At 45.3% G+C, this 18,484-nt stretch carries 19 protein-coding genes and 1 pseudogene; 13 read left to right on the top strand and 7 right to left on the bottom strand.

Annotation, left to right across the window (positions count from 1 at the left end; genetic code table 11):
* The first annotated feature begins 72 nt into the window (after positions 1–72).
* The 3 genes from KIT51_07225 to KIT51_07215 are packed head-to-tail and all read left to right on the top strand — an operon-like array spanning position 73 to position 3,094.
* Complete coding sequence (locus tag KIT51_07225; protein ID UYN88034.1) at positions 73–312, top strand: hypothetical protein; 240 nt, start codon at positions 73–75, stop codon at positions 310–312.
* A gap of 48 nt (positions 313–360) precedes the next feature.
* Positions 361–2,055, top strand: coding sequence for a 1-acyl-sn-glycerol-3-phosphate acyltransferase (locus tag KIT51_07220; protein ID UYN88521.1), 1,695 nt, complete (start codon positions 361–363; stop codon positions 2,053–2,055).
* On the top strand, positions 2,033–3,094 hold the full coding sequence (locus KIT51_07215; GenBank protein ID UYN88033.1) for an NAD(P)-dependent glycerol-3-phosphate dehydrogenase: 1,062 nt from the start codon (positions 2,033–2,035) through the stop codon (positions 3,092–3,094). The genes KIT51_07220 and KIT51_07215 overlap by 23 nt, the downstream gene beginning before the upstream one ends.
* Before the next feature lie 44 nt (positions 3,095–3,138).
* Here KIT51_07215 and KIT51_07210 read toward each other — a convergent pair whose 3' ends face one another.
* The 5 genes from KIT51_07210 to rsmA form a co-directional block, all read right to left on the bottom strand.
* Entirely contained in the window at positions 3,139–3,543 is a 405-nt protein-coding gene (locus KIT51_07210; GenBank protein ID UYN88032.1) for an HIT family protein, read from the bottom strand.
* A gap of 5 nt (positions 3,544–3,548) precedes the next feature.
* Positions 3,549–4,025, bottom strand: coding sequence for a transcription elongation factor GreA (gene greA, locus KIT51_07205; protein UYN88031.1), 477 nt, complete (start codon positions 4,023–4,025; stop codon positions 3,549–3,551).
* Between the two features lie 115 nt (positions 4,026–4,140).
* Complete coding sequence (locus tag KIT51_07200; protein UYN88030.1) at positions 4,141–4,986, bottom strand: pentapeptide repeat-containing protein; 846 nt, start codon at positions 4,984–4,986, stop codon at positions 4,141–4,143.
* A 281-nt stretch (positions 4,987–5,267) separates the two neighbouring features.
* Positions 5,268–6,623 carry a magnesium transporter gene (mgtE, locus tag KIT51_07195; GenBank protein UYN88029.1) on the bottom strand — a complete coding sequence of 452 codons (1,356 nt, stop codon included), beginning with the start codon at positions 6,621–6,623 and terminating at the stop codon, positions 5,268–5,270.
* The gene (rsmA, locus tag KIT51_07190; protein UYN88028.1) at positions 6,601–7,437 is read right to left on the bottom strand and encodes a 16S rRNA (adenine(1518)-N(6)/adenine(1519)-N(6))-dimethyltransferase RsmA; all 837 of its coding nucleotides are present in this window, start codon (positions 7,435–7,437) and stop codon (positions 6,601–6,603) included. The genes mgtE and rsmA overlap by 23 nt, the downstream gene beginning before the upstream one ends.
* Before the next feature lie 119 nt (positions 7,438–7,556).
* Between rsmA and pdxA the strand changes: the two genes are divergently transcribed.
* The 9 genes and pseudogenes from pdxA (at position 7,557) to greB (ending at position 14,328) form a co-directional block, all read left to right on the top strand.
* Positions 7,557–8,573 (top strand): 4-hydroxythreonine-4-phosphate dehydrogenase PdxA, encoded by a 1,017-nt coding sequence (pdxA, locus tag KIT51_07185; protein ID UYN88027.1) that lies wholly within the window; start codon positions 7,557–7,559, stop codon positions 8,571–8,573.
* Positions 8,574–8,662: 89 nt separating this feature from the next.
* Entirely contained in the window at positions 8,663–9,049 is a 387-nt protein-coding gene (locus KIT51_07180; GenBank protein UYN88026.1) for a TerB family tellurite resistance protein, read from the top strand.
* 97 nt (positions 9,050–9,146) lie between these two features.
* On the top strand, positions 9,147–9,656 hold the full coding sequence (locus tag KIT51_07175) for a DUF177 domain-containing protein (GenBank protein UYN88025.1): 510 nt from the start codon (positions 9,147–9,149) through the stop codon (positions 9,654–9,656).
* A 2-nt stretch (positions 9,657–9,658) separates the two neighbouring features.
* On the top strand, positions 9,659–9,850 hold the full coding sequence (rpmF, locus tag KIT51_07170; GenBank protein UYN88024.1) for a 50S ribosomal protein L32: 192 nt from the start codon (positions 9,659–9,661) through the stop codon (positions 9,848–9,850).
* Between the two features lie 154 nt (positions 9,851–10,004).
* Positions 10,005–10,997: a ketoacyl-ACP synthase III gene (locus KIT51_07165; GenBank protein UYN88023.1), complete on the top strand. Its 993-nt coding sequence runs from the start codon at positions 10,005–10,007 to the stop codon at positions 10,995–10,997.
* 38 nt (positions 10,998–11,035) lie between these two features.
* On the top strand, positions 11,036–11,599 hold the full coding sequence (efp, locus tag KIT51_07160) for an elongation factor P (protein UYN88022.1): 564 nt from the start codon (positions 11,036–11,038) through the stop codon (positions 11,597–11,599).
* A 91-nt stretch (positions 11,600–11,690) separates the two neighbouring features.
* Positions 11,691–12,182 carry an acetyl-CoA carboxylase biotin carboxyl carrier protein gene (gene accB, locus KIT51_07155; protein UYN88520.1) on the top strand — a complete coding sequence of 164 codons (492 nt, stop codon included), beginning with the start codon at positions 11,691–11,693 and terminating at the stop codon, positions 12,180–12,182.
* A 108-nt stretch (positions 12,183–12,290) separates the two neighbouring features.
* Entirely contained in the window at positions 12,291–13,640 is a 1,350-nt protein-coding gene (gene accC, locus KIT51_07150; GenBank protein ID UYN88021.1) for an acetyl-CoA carboxylase biotin carboxylase subunit, read from the top strand.
* A gap of 175 nt (positions 13,641–13,815) precedes the next feature.
* Positions 13,816–14,328, top strand: a pseudogene (gene greB / locus KIT51_07145) (transcription elongation factor GreB).
* A gap of 215 nt (positions 14,329–14,543) precedes the next feature.
* On the opposite strand, the gene KIT51_07140 reads toward greB, so the two are convergent.
* Both KIT51_07140 and tcmP read right to left on the bottom strand, forming a co-directional pair.
* A complete protein-coding gene (locus tag KIT51_07140; protein ID UYN88020.1) occupies positions 14,544–15,119 on the bottom strand; it encodes a DUF3109 family protein in 576 nt (191 codons plus the stop codon).
* A 115-nt stretch (positions 15,120–15,234) separates the two neighbouring features.
* Positions 15,235–16,083 (bottom strand): three-Cys-motif partner protein TcmP, encoded by an 849-nt coding sequence (tcmP, locus tag KIT51_07135; GenBank protein UYN88019.1) that lies wholly within the window; start codon positions 16,081–16,083, stop codon positions 15,235–15,237.
* A 115-nt stretch (positions 16,084–16,198) separates the two neighbouring features.
* On the opposite strand from tcmP, the gene KIT51_07130 reads away from it, so the two are divergent.
* The gene (locus KIT51_07130; protein UYN88018.1) at positions 16,199–18,457 is read left to right on the top strand and encodes a UvrD-helicase domain-containing protein; all 2,259 of its coding nucleotides are present in this window, start codon (positions 16,199–16,201) and stop codon (positions 18,455–18,457) included.
* Positions 18,458–18,484: the final 27 nt, after the last annotated feature.

Genomic DNA, 18,484 nt, shown 5'->3' with positions numbered 1-18,484 from the left:
TTTAGCGAAGTCAAATTAATTTTTAGAGGTTCCGAAATTAATTTCGGAGCCTCTATTATTTAAAACTTTGTCATGCGCATCATAGGCGAAATACCAAACCCGGATTGCAAAATCACCCTGTTTAGCTGGAATAACCGGTACCTGATCAAACTTGAACAAGGCCTTTTGGAGCAAACGTATAAAATCAACCAGTTTGAGTTAACCAGTGAAAACGACTTGCAAAAGATTGTAAATACTGAGTTTATCAACGATGCCCTCGCCCGGTTTTCCTCCATGGCCAGCACGTTACAGCGGTCGCTCGAAAACTTATAATCAATTCGTGTTTAGCGCAGGTGATTGAAATTATAGTATTTTGTGCCCGTGGAAGTACTGGAGAAAAAGAATAAGAACAAGCAATACAAGCCCATTCTGGAAGGAATACCCGACTGGCCGGTATACCGGCTAAGCCGAAACCGGAAGGAATTTATTGAAGAGGTTGCACAGAAATCTGCTGAGCGCATCAAGCAACTTCGCCCAACCCGCAAACAACTTATTGACGAACTGGAAGCCACCGTTTACCGGGAACAACAACGCATGAAGCGTAACCGCTGGCGCGTTGATCCCCCCGATGAAGGTAAATTCTGGTCGAAGATCAAGCAGGATTTAATTGACCTTTCCGGTAAGCCCCTGGATGAGCATAACCGAAAAGAGGAGGAAATCCTGAACGTAATTGTGCATCGGTATGCCAGTGAAATAGCCGGTAACTTTAAACCCAGCTCCTACCGCTTTGCACGGGAGATGATAAAGTTTTGGTTTTCACGATTACTCAATGCCTCACGCGTTAAAAAATTCGGAGGATTCTTTCGCAATCAATATACACTGCGAGACAAGATTCAGATTGTGGGCAAGGTAAAGCAATTGCGCAGCCTGGCACGAAAGGGCACCATCGTAATGGTACCAACACACTTCAGCAATCTTGATTCAATTTTAATTGGCTGGATTATTCATGCCTTAGGTTTACCGGCCTTTATATATGGTGCAGGGTTGAATCTTTTCAACATGAAAATATTCGCCTACTTTATGAACAGCCTCGGAGCGTATAAAGTAGACAGGCGCAAAAAGAATTTGCCTTACCTGGAAACACTGAAGATGTATTCCGGTATTGCCATTCAACGTGGCGCACATAGTTTGTTCTTTCCTGGTGGCACCCGGTCACGCTCAGGTATGATCGAAAAAATGTTGAAGTTGGGATTACTCTCCACCACCGTGGAGGCACAACGGAATATTTATCTCAATACACCCCCCGGGGAAAAACCGCAGAAAATTTTTGTGGTACCCGTTACGCTTAACTATCATTTTGTGCTGGAGGCTCCGGAACTTATTGATGATTATCTATCCATTAAAGGACAAGATCGCTACCTGCCTGAGCAAGATCCGCATGGCAGCTGGGGACTTGTTAAATTTATGATTAAGTTTTTCACGAAAGGATCTAACATTTCCGTATCCATTGGCCGTGGGTTAGATGTGCTGGGCAATTACGTGGATGATGAAGGTAACAGCCTGGATGTACACGGCCGGGTAATCAACACCGAAGACTATTTCATTTCCAACGGCCAGCTTACAGTTGATGCCCAACGGGAGAATGAATATACCCGGATGCTCAGCCAGCGTATTGTTACGGAGTATCATCGCATCAATCGAATTTTCGCGAGCCACCTGGTAGCGTTTGTGGCATTTGAGATGTGGCAAAAAAAACACCCTAAACTGGATTTATTTGGCTTGTTGCGATTGCCGGAAGAAGAGTTAGCGCTTGATTATGCCGAATTCAGAAAAACCTGCAAGCGCATCCGCAAGAAGATTTACCAACTTAAAAAAGAAGATAAGGCGAATCATGCTACACACCTCAAGGGAAAGATAGATTTAGTGATTAAACACGGTCTTGAGAATGTGGGCATATTTCATCTGAAGCGCCCCCTGCTCTACAATAAAGAAGGCAACATCATCACGCAGGATCTCAACCTGCTCTACTATTATCATAACCGGATGGTTGGCTATGACCTCGAAAAATTTATCTGACACCCGACCTGTAGGCGTAATTGGTGCCGGTAACTTTGGTAGCGCTGTGGCCAACTTGCTGGCCCGCCAGCGCAATGTGCTGTTATATGTTCGCGATGAGAAAGTTAGTAATCGCATATCGCAAACCCGCGAAAACCGTGGCCACACCATCCATAAAAATGTTACCCCTACCAACGATTTGGAATATTTAGCTCGCGCGTGCGAAGTGATTTTTCCCATAGTACCGTCATCGCACTTCCGCTCCATGATGAAAAAACTCTCGCCCCACCTTCACCCCTACCACATATTAATCCATGGAACAAAAGGCCTTGACATTACCCTTCCAAAAGGGCATACGATAGAGTCGGTAACGAAGCTTAACCGAAGTCAGGTAAAAACGATGAGCGAAGTTATCCGCGAAGAAAGTGTAGTGGTACGCGTTGGTTGCCTGGCCGGACCAAATTTGTCGAAAGAGCTTGCTGCGCGACACCCGGCCGCCACGGTAATTGCAAGCCCGTTTAACGAGGTGATTAGTTTAGGTAAGCGTTTATTGCGTAACGATCGGTTTCAGGTGTACGGCAACAACGAATTAATAGGTGTAGAACTGGCCGGGGTATTAAAAAACATAATTGCCATTGCATCGGGTGCATTAAGCGGTATGGGGTATGGCGAAAACGCCCGGGGCCTGCTCATCAGTCGTGGGGTAGTTGAGATGATCCACGTGGGGCGGGCGCTGGGCGGAAATGTAAAGGCTTTTCTGGGCGTAGCCGGAATTGGCGACCTGGTGACTACCAGCAACAGTACCTTAAGCCGCAACTTCCAGGTAGGTTATAAACTGGCACAAGGCATGACGCTCGAAGAAATTTTAGCCAGCATGGACGAAATTGCCGAAGGGGTTAACACGGTGCGCATTGTTAAAAAGTGTGCCGACTACTATAAACTGAGGGCGCCCATCACAAACACTCTTTATAAAGTTCTTTTTGAAGACCTTACCGTAAAGCAGGCCATCAGCTACCTGATGCGTTATCCTTTAAATGTGGATATTGATTTTCTCGATTAGGTCGAAAAATCAGAACAAACACCTAAACCTATCCTGAATAAACCTTAAGCGTTTGCTGAAAAAGCTTTCCTGATTTTCCCGGCTACTGATGCCAACTCCTCTTGCGATGGTTTCAATTTGGGTTGCGAAAAATTAATATCGGCCATGGCATTCATAGGCACCAGGTGAATGTGCGTATGGGGCACTTCAAGACCAATTACCGCAACACCAATGCGCTTGCAGGGTACTGCTTTTTTCACGGCAATGGCTACACGCTTGGCAAAAAGATTAAGCGCTGCGAGCGTCTCATCATCCAAATCAAAAATGTAGTCAACCTCTTGTTTGGGCACCACCAGGGTGTGGCCCATCACCAAAGGCATGATGTCCAGAAAAGCAATAAAGCGGTCATCCTCCGCCACAATGTGGCCGGGGATTTCGCGGCTGATAATGCGGGTAAAAATCGTAGCCATAAGGTTTACACCGAAATGTTTGTTATCTCAAATTCAACATCACCGGCAGGTGTTTTTATAACAGCCGACTCACCTTTTTTCTTGCCCAGCAACCCTTTCCCAATGGGTGACATGGTTGATATTTTTCCGGCCTTCAGGTCCGCCTCTTCTTCCGAAACCAGTGTATAGGTAAACGATGCACCGTTCTTTTTATTCTTGATGGTTACTTTAGCGAGTATAGAAACTTTGGAAGTATCTACGTTGGTTTCATCCAGAAGCCTGGCGTTAGCCAACAGGTCATCCAGGTGCGCAATCTTGGCTTCCAGGTGACCTTGTGCATCTTTAGCTGCATCGTACTCGGCATTTTCGCTCAAGTCGCCTTTGTCGCGTGCTTCGGCAATCTGTTTGGCAATTTCAGCACGTCCCTTGGTTTTGAGTTCATTCAATTCGGCCTTTAGCTTATCCAGGCCTTCGCGGGTATAGTACGATACTTTCTTGCTCATGACAACTTAACTTAAAATACAAATGCATTAAAAAAAGAAACAACGGCCTCAGTGCGGAGGCCGTTGTCATAATGTTGATACAAAGGTAATGGTTTATACCATTTGAACAAAAACGCTATGCACCCACCAATTCGGGCAGGTTGGTTTTAATCTGATCAAAAATTTCATCATCGAACTTGGCCAGGTAAAGTGTTTTCGCTTTTGAAAGCTGTTCTACAGTTAAGCCTTTGGCGCCACGCAGGTCGGCCTTATACAAGCTTGCGTTTTCAAAATCGGCTCCCATCAGGTAACTGTTTTGCATATTGGCTTCCATCAGGTAGGCGTTATTGAAATTCGACTTAATCAAAAAAGCGCTTTCAAACTGAGCCTTTATCAGGAAGGCATCTTTAAAGTTCGCGCCACTGGCATATGCACTTTTTAAGTTTGCCTGGTTAAGGTTAGAGTTTTCAAAGTTGGTTTGATTCAGGCGTGTGTTCTCAAGGTTTGCCTCGATCAATGATGACTGTGAGATGTTGGCCGAGTTAAGGTTTGATCCGCTAAGGTTGGCGTAACTCAGGTTGGTGCGCGCCAAAAAACAATTCACCAGGTTAATTTCATAAATCTTATGCCGGTTCAACCGCTTGATATTACCCACCGTACGGAAGGCCGCTTCTTCCGATTCCCACAAACGGAAGTCATCAATTTCATCTTTATAAAAGCGAATGCGTTGCCGGATTTGCCCGTTTTGGTTGAGCCAGAAAATCAGGATACCGATTACCGCAATGTCGAAAATCATTCCGTGTGCCTCGGCCAGGATTTGCTCCCAAAAGTTATCAAAATCGTTGATGTAATACCGTAGGCTTAAACCGATTACCAGGGTTGCTACCGCCACCAATACAATGGTAGAGGTAAGCAATGGCTTTTCAATTATATCATTGAACGTTTCGCCTAATCGTTTAAACCTGTTCTTCAAAAAAAGCATCGGTAGAAATTATGATCAAATTATTCAGTTTTAACAGATTATCAAAAATTCGCAAGGAGACAAAGCTACGCCAAATTCCTGTTTCACGAACAGTCCATCCACCTGCATAAAACAGGTAATTATTACATTGGTTGGTTACACCAATAGCTTTTTGGCAATGGTTTGAACTTGCTTAAACTTCCCAAAACAACAATTCTTTGTACAATAGCTGGAAGGGCTTACCCACCTGGACTTAAATGAACGTTAGGAACCTATTTCAAACCCTGCCAAAAACTTACATTCTACAACAGCATGTGAACGGTGAAAAAGTAAATGGTTAGGCCAAGCAAATCGTTGGTGGTGGTGATGAAAGGCCCTGAGGCCAGTGCCGGGTTGAACCCAAACCGGTTAAGTATGAGGGGTGTAATCGTACCCACGAATGATGCAAAAATAATCACACTGATTAAGGCAATGGATACTACCATGGAAAGCCTGTACTCACCGAACATTAAAATATTTGCCCCGTACACCAGCGTTGAAAGAAACAATCCGTTTAGGATGGCAACCAGAAACACCTTAATTAAGCGCTGCCATAAACCATCGTAAACAAAACCGGGATTAGCCAAACTTTGCACAATAACCGATGAAGACTGTATACCAACATTACCCCCGGTAGCTTGTATGAGCGGTGTAAAAAAAGCGATGGCCGTTATGCGCGCCAGCTCAGCTTCGAACAACCCCATAAACTTGGCGTTCATCAACCCCCCAACAATTCCAATCAGCAGCCAGGGCAAACGCGCCCGGGTGTTGCGCCACACGCTGTCATCTTCTTCTACATCTTCACTGATACCCGTCATCAACTGGCGGTCTTCTTCGGCTTGTTCAGTAATCACATCCACCACATCGTCAATGGTAATACGGCCTACGAGTTGCCCACGAACATTGACCACCGGTACCGATTCAAGGTCATACTTACGCATAATGCCGGCCACCTCCAGGTCTGACAGATAAGTCTCTACGGTGACAATGTCTTTCTCACATAAATCAGAAACTACTTTTCGGGCATCGGACAACACCAGGTCTTTCAGGGAAACCCGCCCAACCAGAAAGTCGCTGTCATCGACTACATAAACCGCATAGAATTTATCGACATTTTCGGCCTGCTTGCGAACTTCATCAATACATTGAACTACCGTCCAGTGATCGCGGACTTTAATAAGTTCTTTGGCCATCAACCCACCGGCAACATTTTCTTCATAACGCAGCAGTTCGGTAACCTGGGTACGCAACTCGCCATCCAGGGCCGATAACACCTCCTCGCGTGTTTTCACGGGCAACTCGTTCAGGATGTCCGCGGCATCATCGGAATGAAGCATATTTACAATACGCGACAACTCATCCGATTGGTATATCTTCAGGTACTTAACACGGGTGTCTGTGTCAAGGTCATTGATGATTTCGGCCTGTATGTCGATGGGCAGGAGATCAAGCACATACTTTGATTCCTCGGAATTAAACTCGTAAAGCAAGGCCGAAATATCAGCTGCTTTTACACCATACAGGGTTTCGATGATAAACGAACGGTCGCGCTCATCCAGGGCTTGTTGAAACCGCTCAACAAACTCTTTCGTCAACTCAAACTGTACCAACTCCTCCACGATGCTTTTCGATTAATTGGGTAAGGTAAATGAAGTCTTCAACCGTCAATTGCTCTGCCCGCTTGTCCAGCAGCTCATGCGCTAAAAATATTTTTACGGCACCTTCCGGCTGGGCTTGCAAGGCCGCCAAAATTAAATTTTTTAAGGCGTTGCGCAAGGTTTTCCTGCGGTTATTGAAACCTTGCTTAACCACCTGTTTAAACAACTGTTCATCACAGGGTAACTGTGCGCGCTCGTTACGTTCAAGCCGCACCACGGCCGACATCACTTTTGGAGGGGGGATAAAAACACCGGGCGCAACTTTGAACAGGTAATCAATTCGGTAATACGCCTGGAGCAAAACACTTAGTATACCATACGTTTTGCTGCCGGGGGGTGCGGCTATCCGGTCGGCTACCTCCTTTTGCAACATTCCCACTACTTGCCAAACCTGGTCGCGGTGCTCGTAAACTTTAAAAAGAATTTGCGATGAAATGTTGTAGGGAAAATTACCGATGATTGAAAACTTGCCTGAAAAAATTGTTGAAAAATCAGCTTCCAGAAAATCACCTTCAATGATCGATAACCGCGGATAGTGTGTTTTCAGGTAACTCACGGAGTCGCGGTCGATTTCAATAACCTTCAGGTTACACCTGCTTTGTTCTATCAGAAAGTGGGTTAACACACCCATGCCGGGACCTACCTCCAGCACGGCCTCCTGCTCAACTGTAAATTTTAATGACTCAACAATTTTCCCGGCTATATTTTTATCGTGCAGAAAATGCTGACCAAGAGATTTCTTTGGGCGAACCGGAGAAGCTGATTTGTTGAGCATGGCGGTAAAATTACAAAGTGGCCATGAGCAAATAACGATCTAAGATCAGTTCTTTCCGCGCTGCACAAACATTGTAAGCAACTGTAATTTTAGGTAAATAGCGTCCGTTAATTCCTGCTATGAGTACACACCAAAAACCCCGCATCGGTATTACACTAGGCGACCTGAATGGGATAGGCCCTGAAGTTGTGATCAAAGCACTGCACGATAACCGGCTTACCAATTTAATAACGCCAGTTGTTTATGGCTCAACACGGGCGCTGTCATTCTATAAAAAGCAATTAAACATTGAAGAACTAAACTACGGCCATATAAAAACCCGCGGGCAATACATACCCAAAACCATCAACGTGGTCAATTGCTGGGAAGATGTTATTGAAATTAACCCGGGCAAGCCGGCAAAAGAAGCCGGTAAAGCGGCATGGCTTGCCTTGAAGCAAGCCACGCAAGATCTGAAAGAAGGGCTGATTGACGCCCTGGTTACCGCACCCATCGATAAGAATACTATCCATAGTGACGAGTTCCCTTATCGCGGCCACACCGAATACCTGGCCAATTTTTTTGAAGCCCGGGAGTTTGTAATGTTGATGGTGAGCGACAAACTGCGTGTAGGGTTGGTTACCGAACATATTCCGGTTAAGGAAATCACACCCCATATTACCCGCGAACAAGTGGAATCTAAACTTAAAATACTGGAACAATGCCTGCGAAAAGATTTTGGGATAAACAAACCTAAAATTGCCGTGCTGGGGCTTAACCCGCATGCCGGGGATGGCGGGCTTATCGGTACGGAAGATGACACTATACTCAAGCCGATTATCCAGGATTGGAAAGCAAAAGGAAAAATCATTGCCGGGCCATTTCCTGCCGATGGTTTTTTTGCTTCCGGAAATTATTCAAAGTACGATGTTGTGTTGGCCATGTACCACGACCAGGGTTTAACACCTTTCAAATTATTGTGCTTTGAAAGTGGCGTGAATTACACGGCCGGGCTTCCGGTAATCCGCACCTCGCCCGACCACGGCACCGCCTACTCCATAGCCGGTAAGAACATGGCCAACGAAGGTTCTATACGCCAAGCCATCTATACGGCCATTGATGTTGTAAATTCAAGAACACAACCTCCCAAAGATTAGGAAAAGCATTCGTTGATCCATTTTACCATTTAACCGAACCAGGCGCAACAGCATCATTAATTGATTAACTTTGAAGCTACCCTTTCACTATGGATATTGTTACCAAAAAATTGATCAACATTTTAATCCAGTTGGCCGAAGCAGATAAACATTTTGCCAAAGCCGAGCGGGAGATGATTTTTAAAATCGCCAAAGAAAAGAACTTCCCCGAGGCATCGGTAACCGAACTCATCAAAAACCCCGAGCCCATCGAAACCCTGGGAGCACTGTCGCAAGAGCAAAAATTTGAATACCTCTACACCACTATTGAATTGATCTTTGCCGACCACAACATCTTTGACAGCGAAGTTTTGTTTTGCAAAAACGTAGCCATCAAGCTCGGTTTTAAGAAAGGGATCATTGACTATTTTCTGGAGCATTATGGCCGCAAAACCCGCGAAGAATTTAAGGCCGTAGCCATGGGCCAATTCCTGTAGGAAGCCCCAAAAACCCCAAACAGGGCCTTCCTTTTAAAATCTGATTAATTCTCCTAAATTTGCCGACTAATTTTTAAAACCCGTAAGGGGTGGTTCTTTGGAAGCGTATCGTGTTAATATTCAGGGCCTAAGCAATACCATTCACCATTTCGACTACCAGTTTGGTGATGAGTTCTTCAGGAAATATGGGGCCGATTTGGTCTCAGCCGGAAACATCAAGGCCCTTGTTACCCTGGATAAGCACGAAACCTTTATCGAGGCCAATTTTAGCCTTACCGGAACGATAAAATTAGTTTGTGACCGCAGTTTGGATGAATTTGATTATCCAATTGCCATTGACAGGAAGGTGATCTTCAAATTCGGGCATGAACCGGGTGAAGTGAGCGATGAAATCATCGTGATCGACTTTAATACCGTTAGCCTTGAACTCGGACAGTTTATGTACGAATTCATAAGCCTGGCCGTGCCAATGAAAAAACTTCATCCGCGTTTTGAACAAGACGATGAAGCCGAAGAAGGAATTATCTACTCGTCAGACGCGGAAGACAAGAAAGATGAAATAGACCCCCGTTGGGAAAAATTAAAGAACTTGAATAAAAACAAATAGTTATGCCGAATCCGAAACGAAAAACCTCGAAAACCAGAAGAGATAAAAGAAGAACGCATTATAAAGCTTTTGCTAAGGAGCTTGTAGTATGCCCTACCACAGGTGAGCATCACCTGCCCCACCGTGCTTTCTGGCACGAAGGCAAACTTTACTATAATGGTAAGGTGGTGATGGAAAAAGAAGTGCTAGCATAATGCCGGTTAATCACATTTTTGCCCTGACTGCTGGCCCTCAGGCCACCATCAAACAAAAGTGTTGATTCATATTCGATTTAGTAAACGCTCGATGCAAATCGGGCTTTTTCTTTTTTAAAGGATTTAGGCGTACTGTTTTTCAATCTTCAAGCGTATGACAAAAATTCACGCAGCAATTACGGGTGTGGGAGGTTATGTGCCCGATTACATCCTCACCAACAAAGAACTCGAAACCATGGTGGATACCAACGATGAGTGGATAACCTCGCGCACGGGTATCAAAGAACGAAGAATATTAAAAGGCGAAGGGTTGGGCACCTCTTACATGGGCACACAGGCGGTGAAACAACTTTTGCAGAAGACCAACACCGATCCGAAAACCATTGACCTGATCATATTTGCCACCGTAACCCCCGACATGCCCTTTCCGGCAACGGCCAATTTAGTAGCCGACCAGGTAGGTGCCACCAATGCGTTTAGTTACGATATAAGCGCTGCTTGTTCAGGGTTCATTTACGCCCTTACTACTGGTGCAAAGTTTATCGAATCAGGTACCTATAAAAAAGTAATTGTTATCGGGGGTGATAAAATGTCATCCATTATCAATTATAAAGACCGTACCACGTGTATCATATTTGGTGACGGAGCAGGTGCGGTTCTGTTGGAACCTACAACCGAAGAAGTAGGCATTATGGATTCCCTGCACAAGAGTGACGGATCAGGAGCCAACTACCTGCACATGAAGGCCGGGGGAAGCCGCATACCTGCTACACACGCCTCCATTGATGCACAGCAGCACTATGTTTACCAGGAAGGATCAGCAGTATTTAAATTTGCCGTTACCAACATGGCCGATATTTCAGCCCAGGTAATGGAGCGGAACAACTTAAAAGGAGAAGATATTGCCTGGCTGGTCCCTCACCAGGCGAATAAACGTATTATCGATGCTACGGCCAACCGCATGGGCGTTACGGAAAGCAAAGTGATGATGAACATTGAAAAGTATGGCAATACTACAGCCGGAACTATTCCGCTTTTGTTGTGGGATTACGAAAAACAATTGAAAAAAGGCGATAACCTGATTATGGCTGCCTTTGGCGGGGGCTTCACCTGGGGAGCCGTTTATGTAAAATGGGCATATAACTAAACTTACAACCTAACATCTTAGATTTTTAATTTTTTATCATGGCTACTATTTCAGATTTAAGCAGGGGAAATTATGTACGGTATAATGGAGAAATACTCCAGATAGAAGAACTTCAGCATCGCACACCCGGTAACCTAAGAGCATTTTACCAGGTAAAGATGAGGAATATACGCAACGGAAAAATTGCCGAGAACCGTTTCAGGCCGGGCGATGAAATTCAAATACTGCGCGTGGAAACGAAGGAATACCAGTACCTGTACCCGGAAGGCGACAGCCTGGTGTGTATGGACAATGAAACCTTCGACCAGATTTACCTCGACAAAAATTTGCTGGGCGACTCAGTAAATTTCATTAAAGAAGGTGTTACATTATTGATTGCCTTTGAAAACGGAACCTCGCCCATCACAGCCGAAGCCCCGCCCAGTGTAGTTATGGAAATCCAGTATACCGAACCGGGCATACAGGGCGACACCGCCACACGTACATTAAAAGCTGCCACACTTGAAAATGGGGCTGAAATCAGGGTACCTTTATTTGTAAATACGGGCGACAGCGTAAAAATCGATACGCGCACCGGTGACTATATTGAGCGTGTAAAATAAAAAGTGTATTATGGCTAAAAGTAAGGCAACAAAAACATCCAAAACCGGAACAGCGCCAACACGGCCAACTTCCACCAACACATCAACAACTATGAAAACAACCGAAATACGCGACCTTATTGATTTTATTTCCAAAACAGGGCTGAATGAAGTAAACATCGAAACCGGTGAATTAAAACTTCACATCAAGCGCGAACCCGACCAAAAAGTATTGAAATCATCCGCCCCGGTTGTAGCTGCGCCTGTTCAAACCGTGGCACCGGCAATACAGCCACAAACGGTAGCGCAAACTGCCCCCCAACCAAAAGCTACCCCAGTTGCCGAAGCATCATCGGGTAAGAAAACAGTTGATATTAAGTCACCCATGATCGGAACATTCTATCGTTCCGGAAATCCCGATTCGCCCCCGTTTGTTTCCGTTGGCGATAAAGTTTCCAAAGGCCAGACCCTTTGTATTATTGAAGCGATGAAACTATTCAATGAAATTGAATCAGAAGTTTCAGGCACCATTGTTAAGGTTAATGTGGAGAATGCATCACCGGTTGAATATGACCAGGTGCTGTTTGTTGTTGAACCCGATTAAGACACATTTAAGATTTTAGATTTAGGATTTTAGATTCATCAGAAGTTCAAGTCGTTCTGGGTTAAATCAAAATCTTAAATCGTAAATCGTAAATCTAAAATCAGAACTATGTTCAAAAAAATATTAATAGCCAACCGAGGTGAAATTGCCCTGCGCGTAATACGCACATGCCGCGAAATGGGTATCAAAACCGTTGCTGTTTATTCAACAGCCGATCGCGAAAGCCTGCATGTTCGCTTTGCGGATGAGGCCGTGTGCATCGGTGCAGCGCCAAGTAAAGATTCCTATTTAAATATTCCTCGAATAATCTCAGCAGCAGAAATCACCAATGCCGATGCCATTCACCCCGGTTATGGTTTTCTTTCTGAACGCGCAGAATTCTCTTCCATTTGTCATGAGTATGGAATAAAATTTATCGGCCCTACCCCGGCCATGATTGAAGCCATGGGCGATAAATCGACAGCCAAGGATACCATGAAAAAAGCAGGCGTTCCTACCATACCGGGTTCAGATGGTTTGCTCAGTTCTATGGAGGAAGGTGTTAAACTCGCCAAAGATATTGGCTACCCGGTTATTGTTAAGGCTACTGCAGGCGGTGGCGGTAAAGGCATGCGCATCATCAACAATGAATCGGAATTTCAAAAAGCCTGGGATGATGCCAGGCGCGAAGCCGGTGCTGCCTTTGGCAACGATGGCCTGTACCTTGAGAAATTTGTGGAGGAGCCCCGACATATTGAAATTCAAGTGGTAGGCGATCAATATGGAAAGGTGTGCCACCTTTCTGAGCGCGATTGTTCTATTCAGCGCAGGCACCAGAAGTTAGTTGAAGAAACACCTTCGCCTATTGTAAGTCAGGAATTGCGCGAACAAATGGGAGAAGCTGCCATTAAAGGCGCACAAGCCATTAACTATGAGGGAGCAGGAACGATAGAGTTTCTGGTAGACAAGCACGGCAAGTTCTACTTTATGGAAATGAACACCCGCATTCAGGTGGAACACCCGATTACCGAAGAAGTTACCGACTACGACCTGATTAAAGAGCAGATTAAAGTTGCCGCAGGTGTACCCATTTCGGGTAAAAACTATTTCCCGAATTTGTTTTCGATGGAATGCCGTATTAATGCCGAAGACCCAGCCAACGGCTTCCGCCCTTCACCTGGAAAAATTACCAACTTGCACTTGCCCGGTGGGCATGGTGTGCGTATTGACAGCCATGTGTATGCCGGCTACACCATCCCACCCAATTACGACTCGATGATTGCCAAACTTATTGTAAGCGGTCAGTCAAGAGAAGAAGTAATCACCCGTATGAAACGCGCGTTACAAGAATTTGTAATTGAAGGTATTAAAACCACAATACCTTTCCACATTAAACTGATGGACAACGCTATTTTCCGGTCGGGTAAGTTCACCACTAAGTTTTTGGAGACTTCGTTTGATTTCAGCGACCTGAAATAAAAATTAAGGAGGCTGTCTCAAAAGGGGCAGCCTCTTTTTGTTCAGGATTTAACGTGCTCTTCGACATTTGAAATGTCGAAGCTAAGACAAAACGGATTTTAAATCCTTTGTATCCGGGTTCGGGATTACAAATCCCGAACAGCGTTGATTGAGGGGGATTAAAAAAACATTCACCTTGAAAACATTACTTATTACCCCCGAAGGCCTGGAGAAGTTAAAAGCGGAACTGGATCACCTCTGGCGGGTGGAGCGGCCGGACATCACGCAGAAGGTGTCATGGGCAGCCAGCCTGGGCGACCGTTCTGAGAATGCCGACTACCATTACAACAAAAAGCGCCTTCGCGAAATAGACAGGCGCATTTTGTACCTGCGCAAACGCATTGACGACCTGAAGGTAGTGCACTACTCCCCTTTCCAGGAGGGCAAGGTGATGTTTGGCGCCTGGGTGGAAATTGAAAACGACAAAAGCTTGAAGAAATGATTCCGTATCGTAGGGGGCGAGGAAATCATTGGTTCAACCGACTGCATCTCCATCGACTCACCCATGGCCCAGGCACTCCTGAAAAAAGAAGAGGGGGATGAAGTGGTGGTACAAACCCCTGCGCATCAGTTTACTTGGCGCATCACGAAGATTGAATACCAGAAGCAGGAAGGAAGCGCTGCAGAGAAAGAGGTTCCTGGCGAATAACATGGATTGGATTTAATCCTGTTTCTTAAACTTCCTCCGGACCTTGGCCGGCAGTTTCTTAAGGCTGGCCTTTTTCAGCTGGATGCGCACCACACGTGCTCTTCGACATTTGTAATGTCGAAGCTAAGATAAAACGGATTTTAAATCCTTTGTATCCGGGTTCGGGATTATAAAGCCTGCGATAGGCAGGTCCCGAACAGCGTTGATACCTCCTCCTATTTACTAACCTCCACCTTCTCAATCTCACGCACCAATTCATCATACCACGCCTGTCCGTATTTTCTTACCAATGGATCTTTAAGAAATTTATAGAGGGGCACCTGTAACTCCTTGCCCAAGGCGCAGGCGGGTGAGCAAATACTCCACTTGTGATAATTCACGGCTTCAAAATTTTTCTTTTTGGTTATGCGAATGGGGTAAAGGTGGCAGGAGATAGGTTTCTTCCATGTAATCTTACCATCATAATAAGCCTGCTCAATCCCGCATTTCAATATGCCCTTAGCATCATACAACGCATAGGCACATTCTTTACCACCAATGGTAGGGGTTGAAAAATCGCCATCATCATCCAGCACATGTGTACCCTGCTCTTCAATGGCTTTTATTCCTTCCGGGGTGAGGTAGGGCTTTACTTTCGGATAAATCTTTTTCAGGATGTCCAGTTCATCATCTTCCAGCGGTGCGCCATAGTCGCCTTCCACACAACAGGCGCCTTTGCACTTTTCCAAATTGCAGACGAACTCCTTCTCTTTTATATCGTCCGATACCAGCACATCACCGATCTTGATCATAGGTATTAATTAAGCGCATAAACATAAGGCATTATTTCGGAATAGGATAATCCGGAAATTCAGAATTAATCAGGTTTCGACAGGCTCAACCTGACAAACAAGATAAGTTGGTAAATCACACCGCATCAAACAACGTGAACTGATTGTGAACCGTTTCTTCCACCTCGCGTTGAATAACCCGTGCCGGGTATGCTTTTGAAAATATTCCTACATAGTAAATCGGCAATTCCATCAATCCGGAATCCAGCCGCTGTACCGCCAGTGAACTGTTCATGCCCAACACCAGCATATTGTTGCGGATCATCCGAACGGTGCGCTTGTAAAACTCCAGGTTGCTTTTTACATCCTCCAGCTTTTCAATGTCTTTGTAACCACCCAGGTATTTTTTTAATTTCTCCCGGTGCTCGTTCAGGTAAAAACGATAGTTGTGCCGGTCGTTCAGGCTAAAGGTAAACGGAACAACAAAGCTAAAGCCCATGCCTTGCAGCGTGTCCAGCATCGAAAAGGGCACATCAATGGCAAACGGATCGACTATACAAAACACGCTTACGCGGTATCCCCGTTTTGATTGCGGAACGTAATACTGAAGTTTCTCCGGCAGTTTCTCCAGCGAATCTTCAAAAATCAAAACATTTTTACCCTTGAAATATTTGTTAACCCTGATCTTCAACGCTTTCGCGGATTCCGGATCGCGCTCACAAAATATCCATTTCGAAATGGGAAGATCGGCCTGCAACGAGGCGAGGCACGACCCGGCAAACAGTTCTTTCTGGTAGCCTAACGAATACAATCCGCTGCCAGCAAATAAATCCACCACAATAATCTCATCCGATTTTTCAGCGCAATGGGTAACAAAAGATCGCAAATACCGCTGGATGAGTTGAACTTTTACTTTAAACCACGGCTCGGCTGCCGTTATGGGAAACCCATCGTGAATAAAAAAAGAGTTATCGGATGATGTCAACTAAAAAGCGGTTTAACAAAAGTAGACGGATCGGAAGAATAATTTCAATTCAAACAGGAAAAAATATAAACCGAAACTTTATTCATGGTGTTGATCGCTTAATTTGCACCCCGATATGGATTACCTGGATCAACTGAATGAAGCGCAACGTGAGGGAGTAATCAACACCGAAGGCCCCACTATGATTATTGCCGGGGCCGGCTCAGGAAAAACCCGTGTACTGACCTACCGCATTGCCCACCTGATTCGCGATAAGCAGGTGGATCCCTTCAGTATTATGGCGCTGACGTTTACCAACAAGGCCGCCAAAGAAATGCGCGAGCGGATTGAAACCGTTGTTGGCGGTGATGCCCGCAACCTGTGGATGGGTACGTTTCACTCGGTATTTGCACGCATCCTGCGGGCCGAAGCACACCTGTTGGGGTACCCCAACAGCTTTACGATCTATGATACTGACGACTCCAAAACACTGATAAAAAACATTGTTAAGGAACTGGGTCTTGATGAGGCCACCTACAAAGCCAATGTGGTGTATAATCGTATTTCAGCCGCCAAGAACAGGCTGATAAGCTGGCAGGAATACCTCGCCAACCCGGAGTTGAAAAGCGATGACGCTTCCAATATGCGCCCGGAGATGGGCAACATTTATAAAGCCTACGCCCTGCGTTGCTTCAAAGCTGGCGCTATGGATTTTGATGATTTATTGTTCAATACCGACAAGCTCTTTAAAGAACACCTGGAGGCGCTGAACAAATACCAGCACAGGATCAAGTATGTATTGGTGGATGAGTTTCAGGACACTAACCTGTGCCAGTATTTCATTATCCGCAAACTTTGCTCACGCTGGGAAAATATTTGTGTGGTAGGCGATGATGCGCAAAGCATATACGCTTTCCGCGGAGCAGATATTACCAACATACTGAATTTTGAACGCGACTACCCTGACCTTAAAGTTTTTAAGCTGGAGCAGAATTACCGCTCCACACAAACCATCGTAGAAGCGGCCAACTCAGTTATCCAAAAAAACAGGGCCCAACTTCCTAAAACGGTCTGGACGGCCAACGAAGAAGGAAACCTGGTAGAATTGATCAAAGCCGTTTCGGATAATGAAGAAGGGCGGTTGGTGGCTTCGTCCATCTTTGAGGAAAAGATGCAGCACCAGCTCAAGTTCAGCGACTTCGTTATACTCTACCGAACCAACAGCCAGTCACGGGCAATTGAAGAGGCCTTGCGCAGGATGAACATCAAATACAAAGTGGTTGGCGGGTTATCGTTTTATCAACGAAAGGAAATTAAAGATTTACTGGCCTACCTCCGTTTTGCCCTCAATCAAAACGATGAAGCCTCTTTCAGAAGAATAATCAATTTACCCAAGCGGGGAATTGGCGATACCACCGTTGATAAGATTGTTATTGCCGCCAATGACCACGCCATTTCTATTTGGGAAGTGTTGCAAAATGCTTCATCGTTTATTGGCGGCCGCGCAGCCGGAGCGGTAGATGATTTTGTTACACTTATCAAACGCTTTAGTATTGAGATTGAAAGAAAAGATGCCTATGATGCGGCCTTTGAAATTTCTAAAGGTTCAGGTTTACTGCGTGAATTGTATGAAGATAAGACCGTAGAAGGGTTAAGTCGTTATGAAAACGTTCAGGAATTATTGAACGCCATTAAAGAGTATGTAGATGATCCGGAGAAAACAGACAAATCGCTAAGCGCTTTCCTTCAAGATGTATCACTCATTACCGGGCAGGATGAAGACAAGGATAAAGATCCGGAAAAGGTTACGCTGATGACCATCCACATGGCGAAAGGTCTTGAGTTTAAATACGTGTACATTGTTGGGCTGGAAGAAGACTTGTTCCCCTCGCAGATGATGCTCAGCAGCCGGGCCGAACTGGAAGAAGAACGAAGGCTTTTTTATGTAGCCATTACCCGTGCGCAAAAACGATTGTTTCTCTCCTACGCACTAACACGTTATCGCTTTGGCCGGTTGAAAAATTGCGAACCCAGCCGTTTTTTAGATGACCTCGATCAGCGGTATATCAAAGTCAGTACAAAGTTTAGCGGACTGGAATCCTCTCCGCGCCCGTCAGGAAACTATGCCCGGTCGCTGGTCAATGGCATCAAACGAACAACCTCCTCAGCACCGGTTCAAAAGTCGGCAACCTCCTATAAAACCCCGGTCGACTTTACCCCAAGCGATACCTCCATATTGCAGGAAGGCATGAAGGTGGAGCATCCTAAATTCGGTTATGGAACGGTAACCAAAATGGATGATTCCGGGGCCGACAGGAAGGCTAAAATACTATTTGACGATTTTGGTGAGAAGACCTTATTACTTAGCTTTGCCAAACTCAGAATACACAATTAAGGCAGAATATTGATTTTTACGGTTCTG

It is taken from the genome of Cyclobacteriaceae bacterium, from assembly GCA_025808415.1.
Classification (GTDB): Bacteria; Bacteroidota; Bacteroidia; order Cytophagales; family Cyclobacteriaceae; genus UBA2336.
This window is presented reverse-complemented; position numbering and strand designations above follow the sequence as displayed.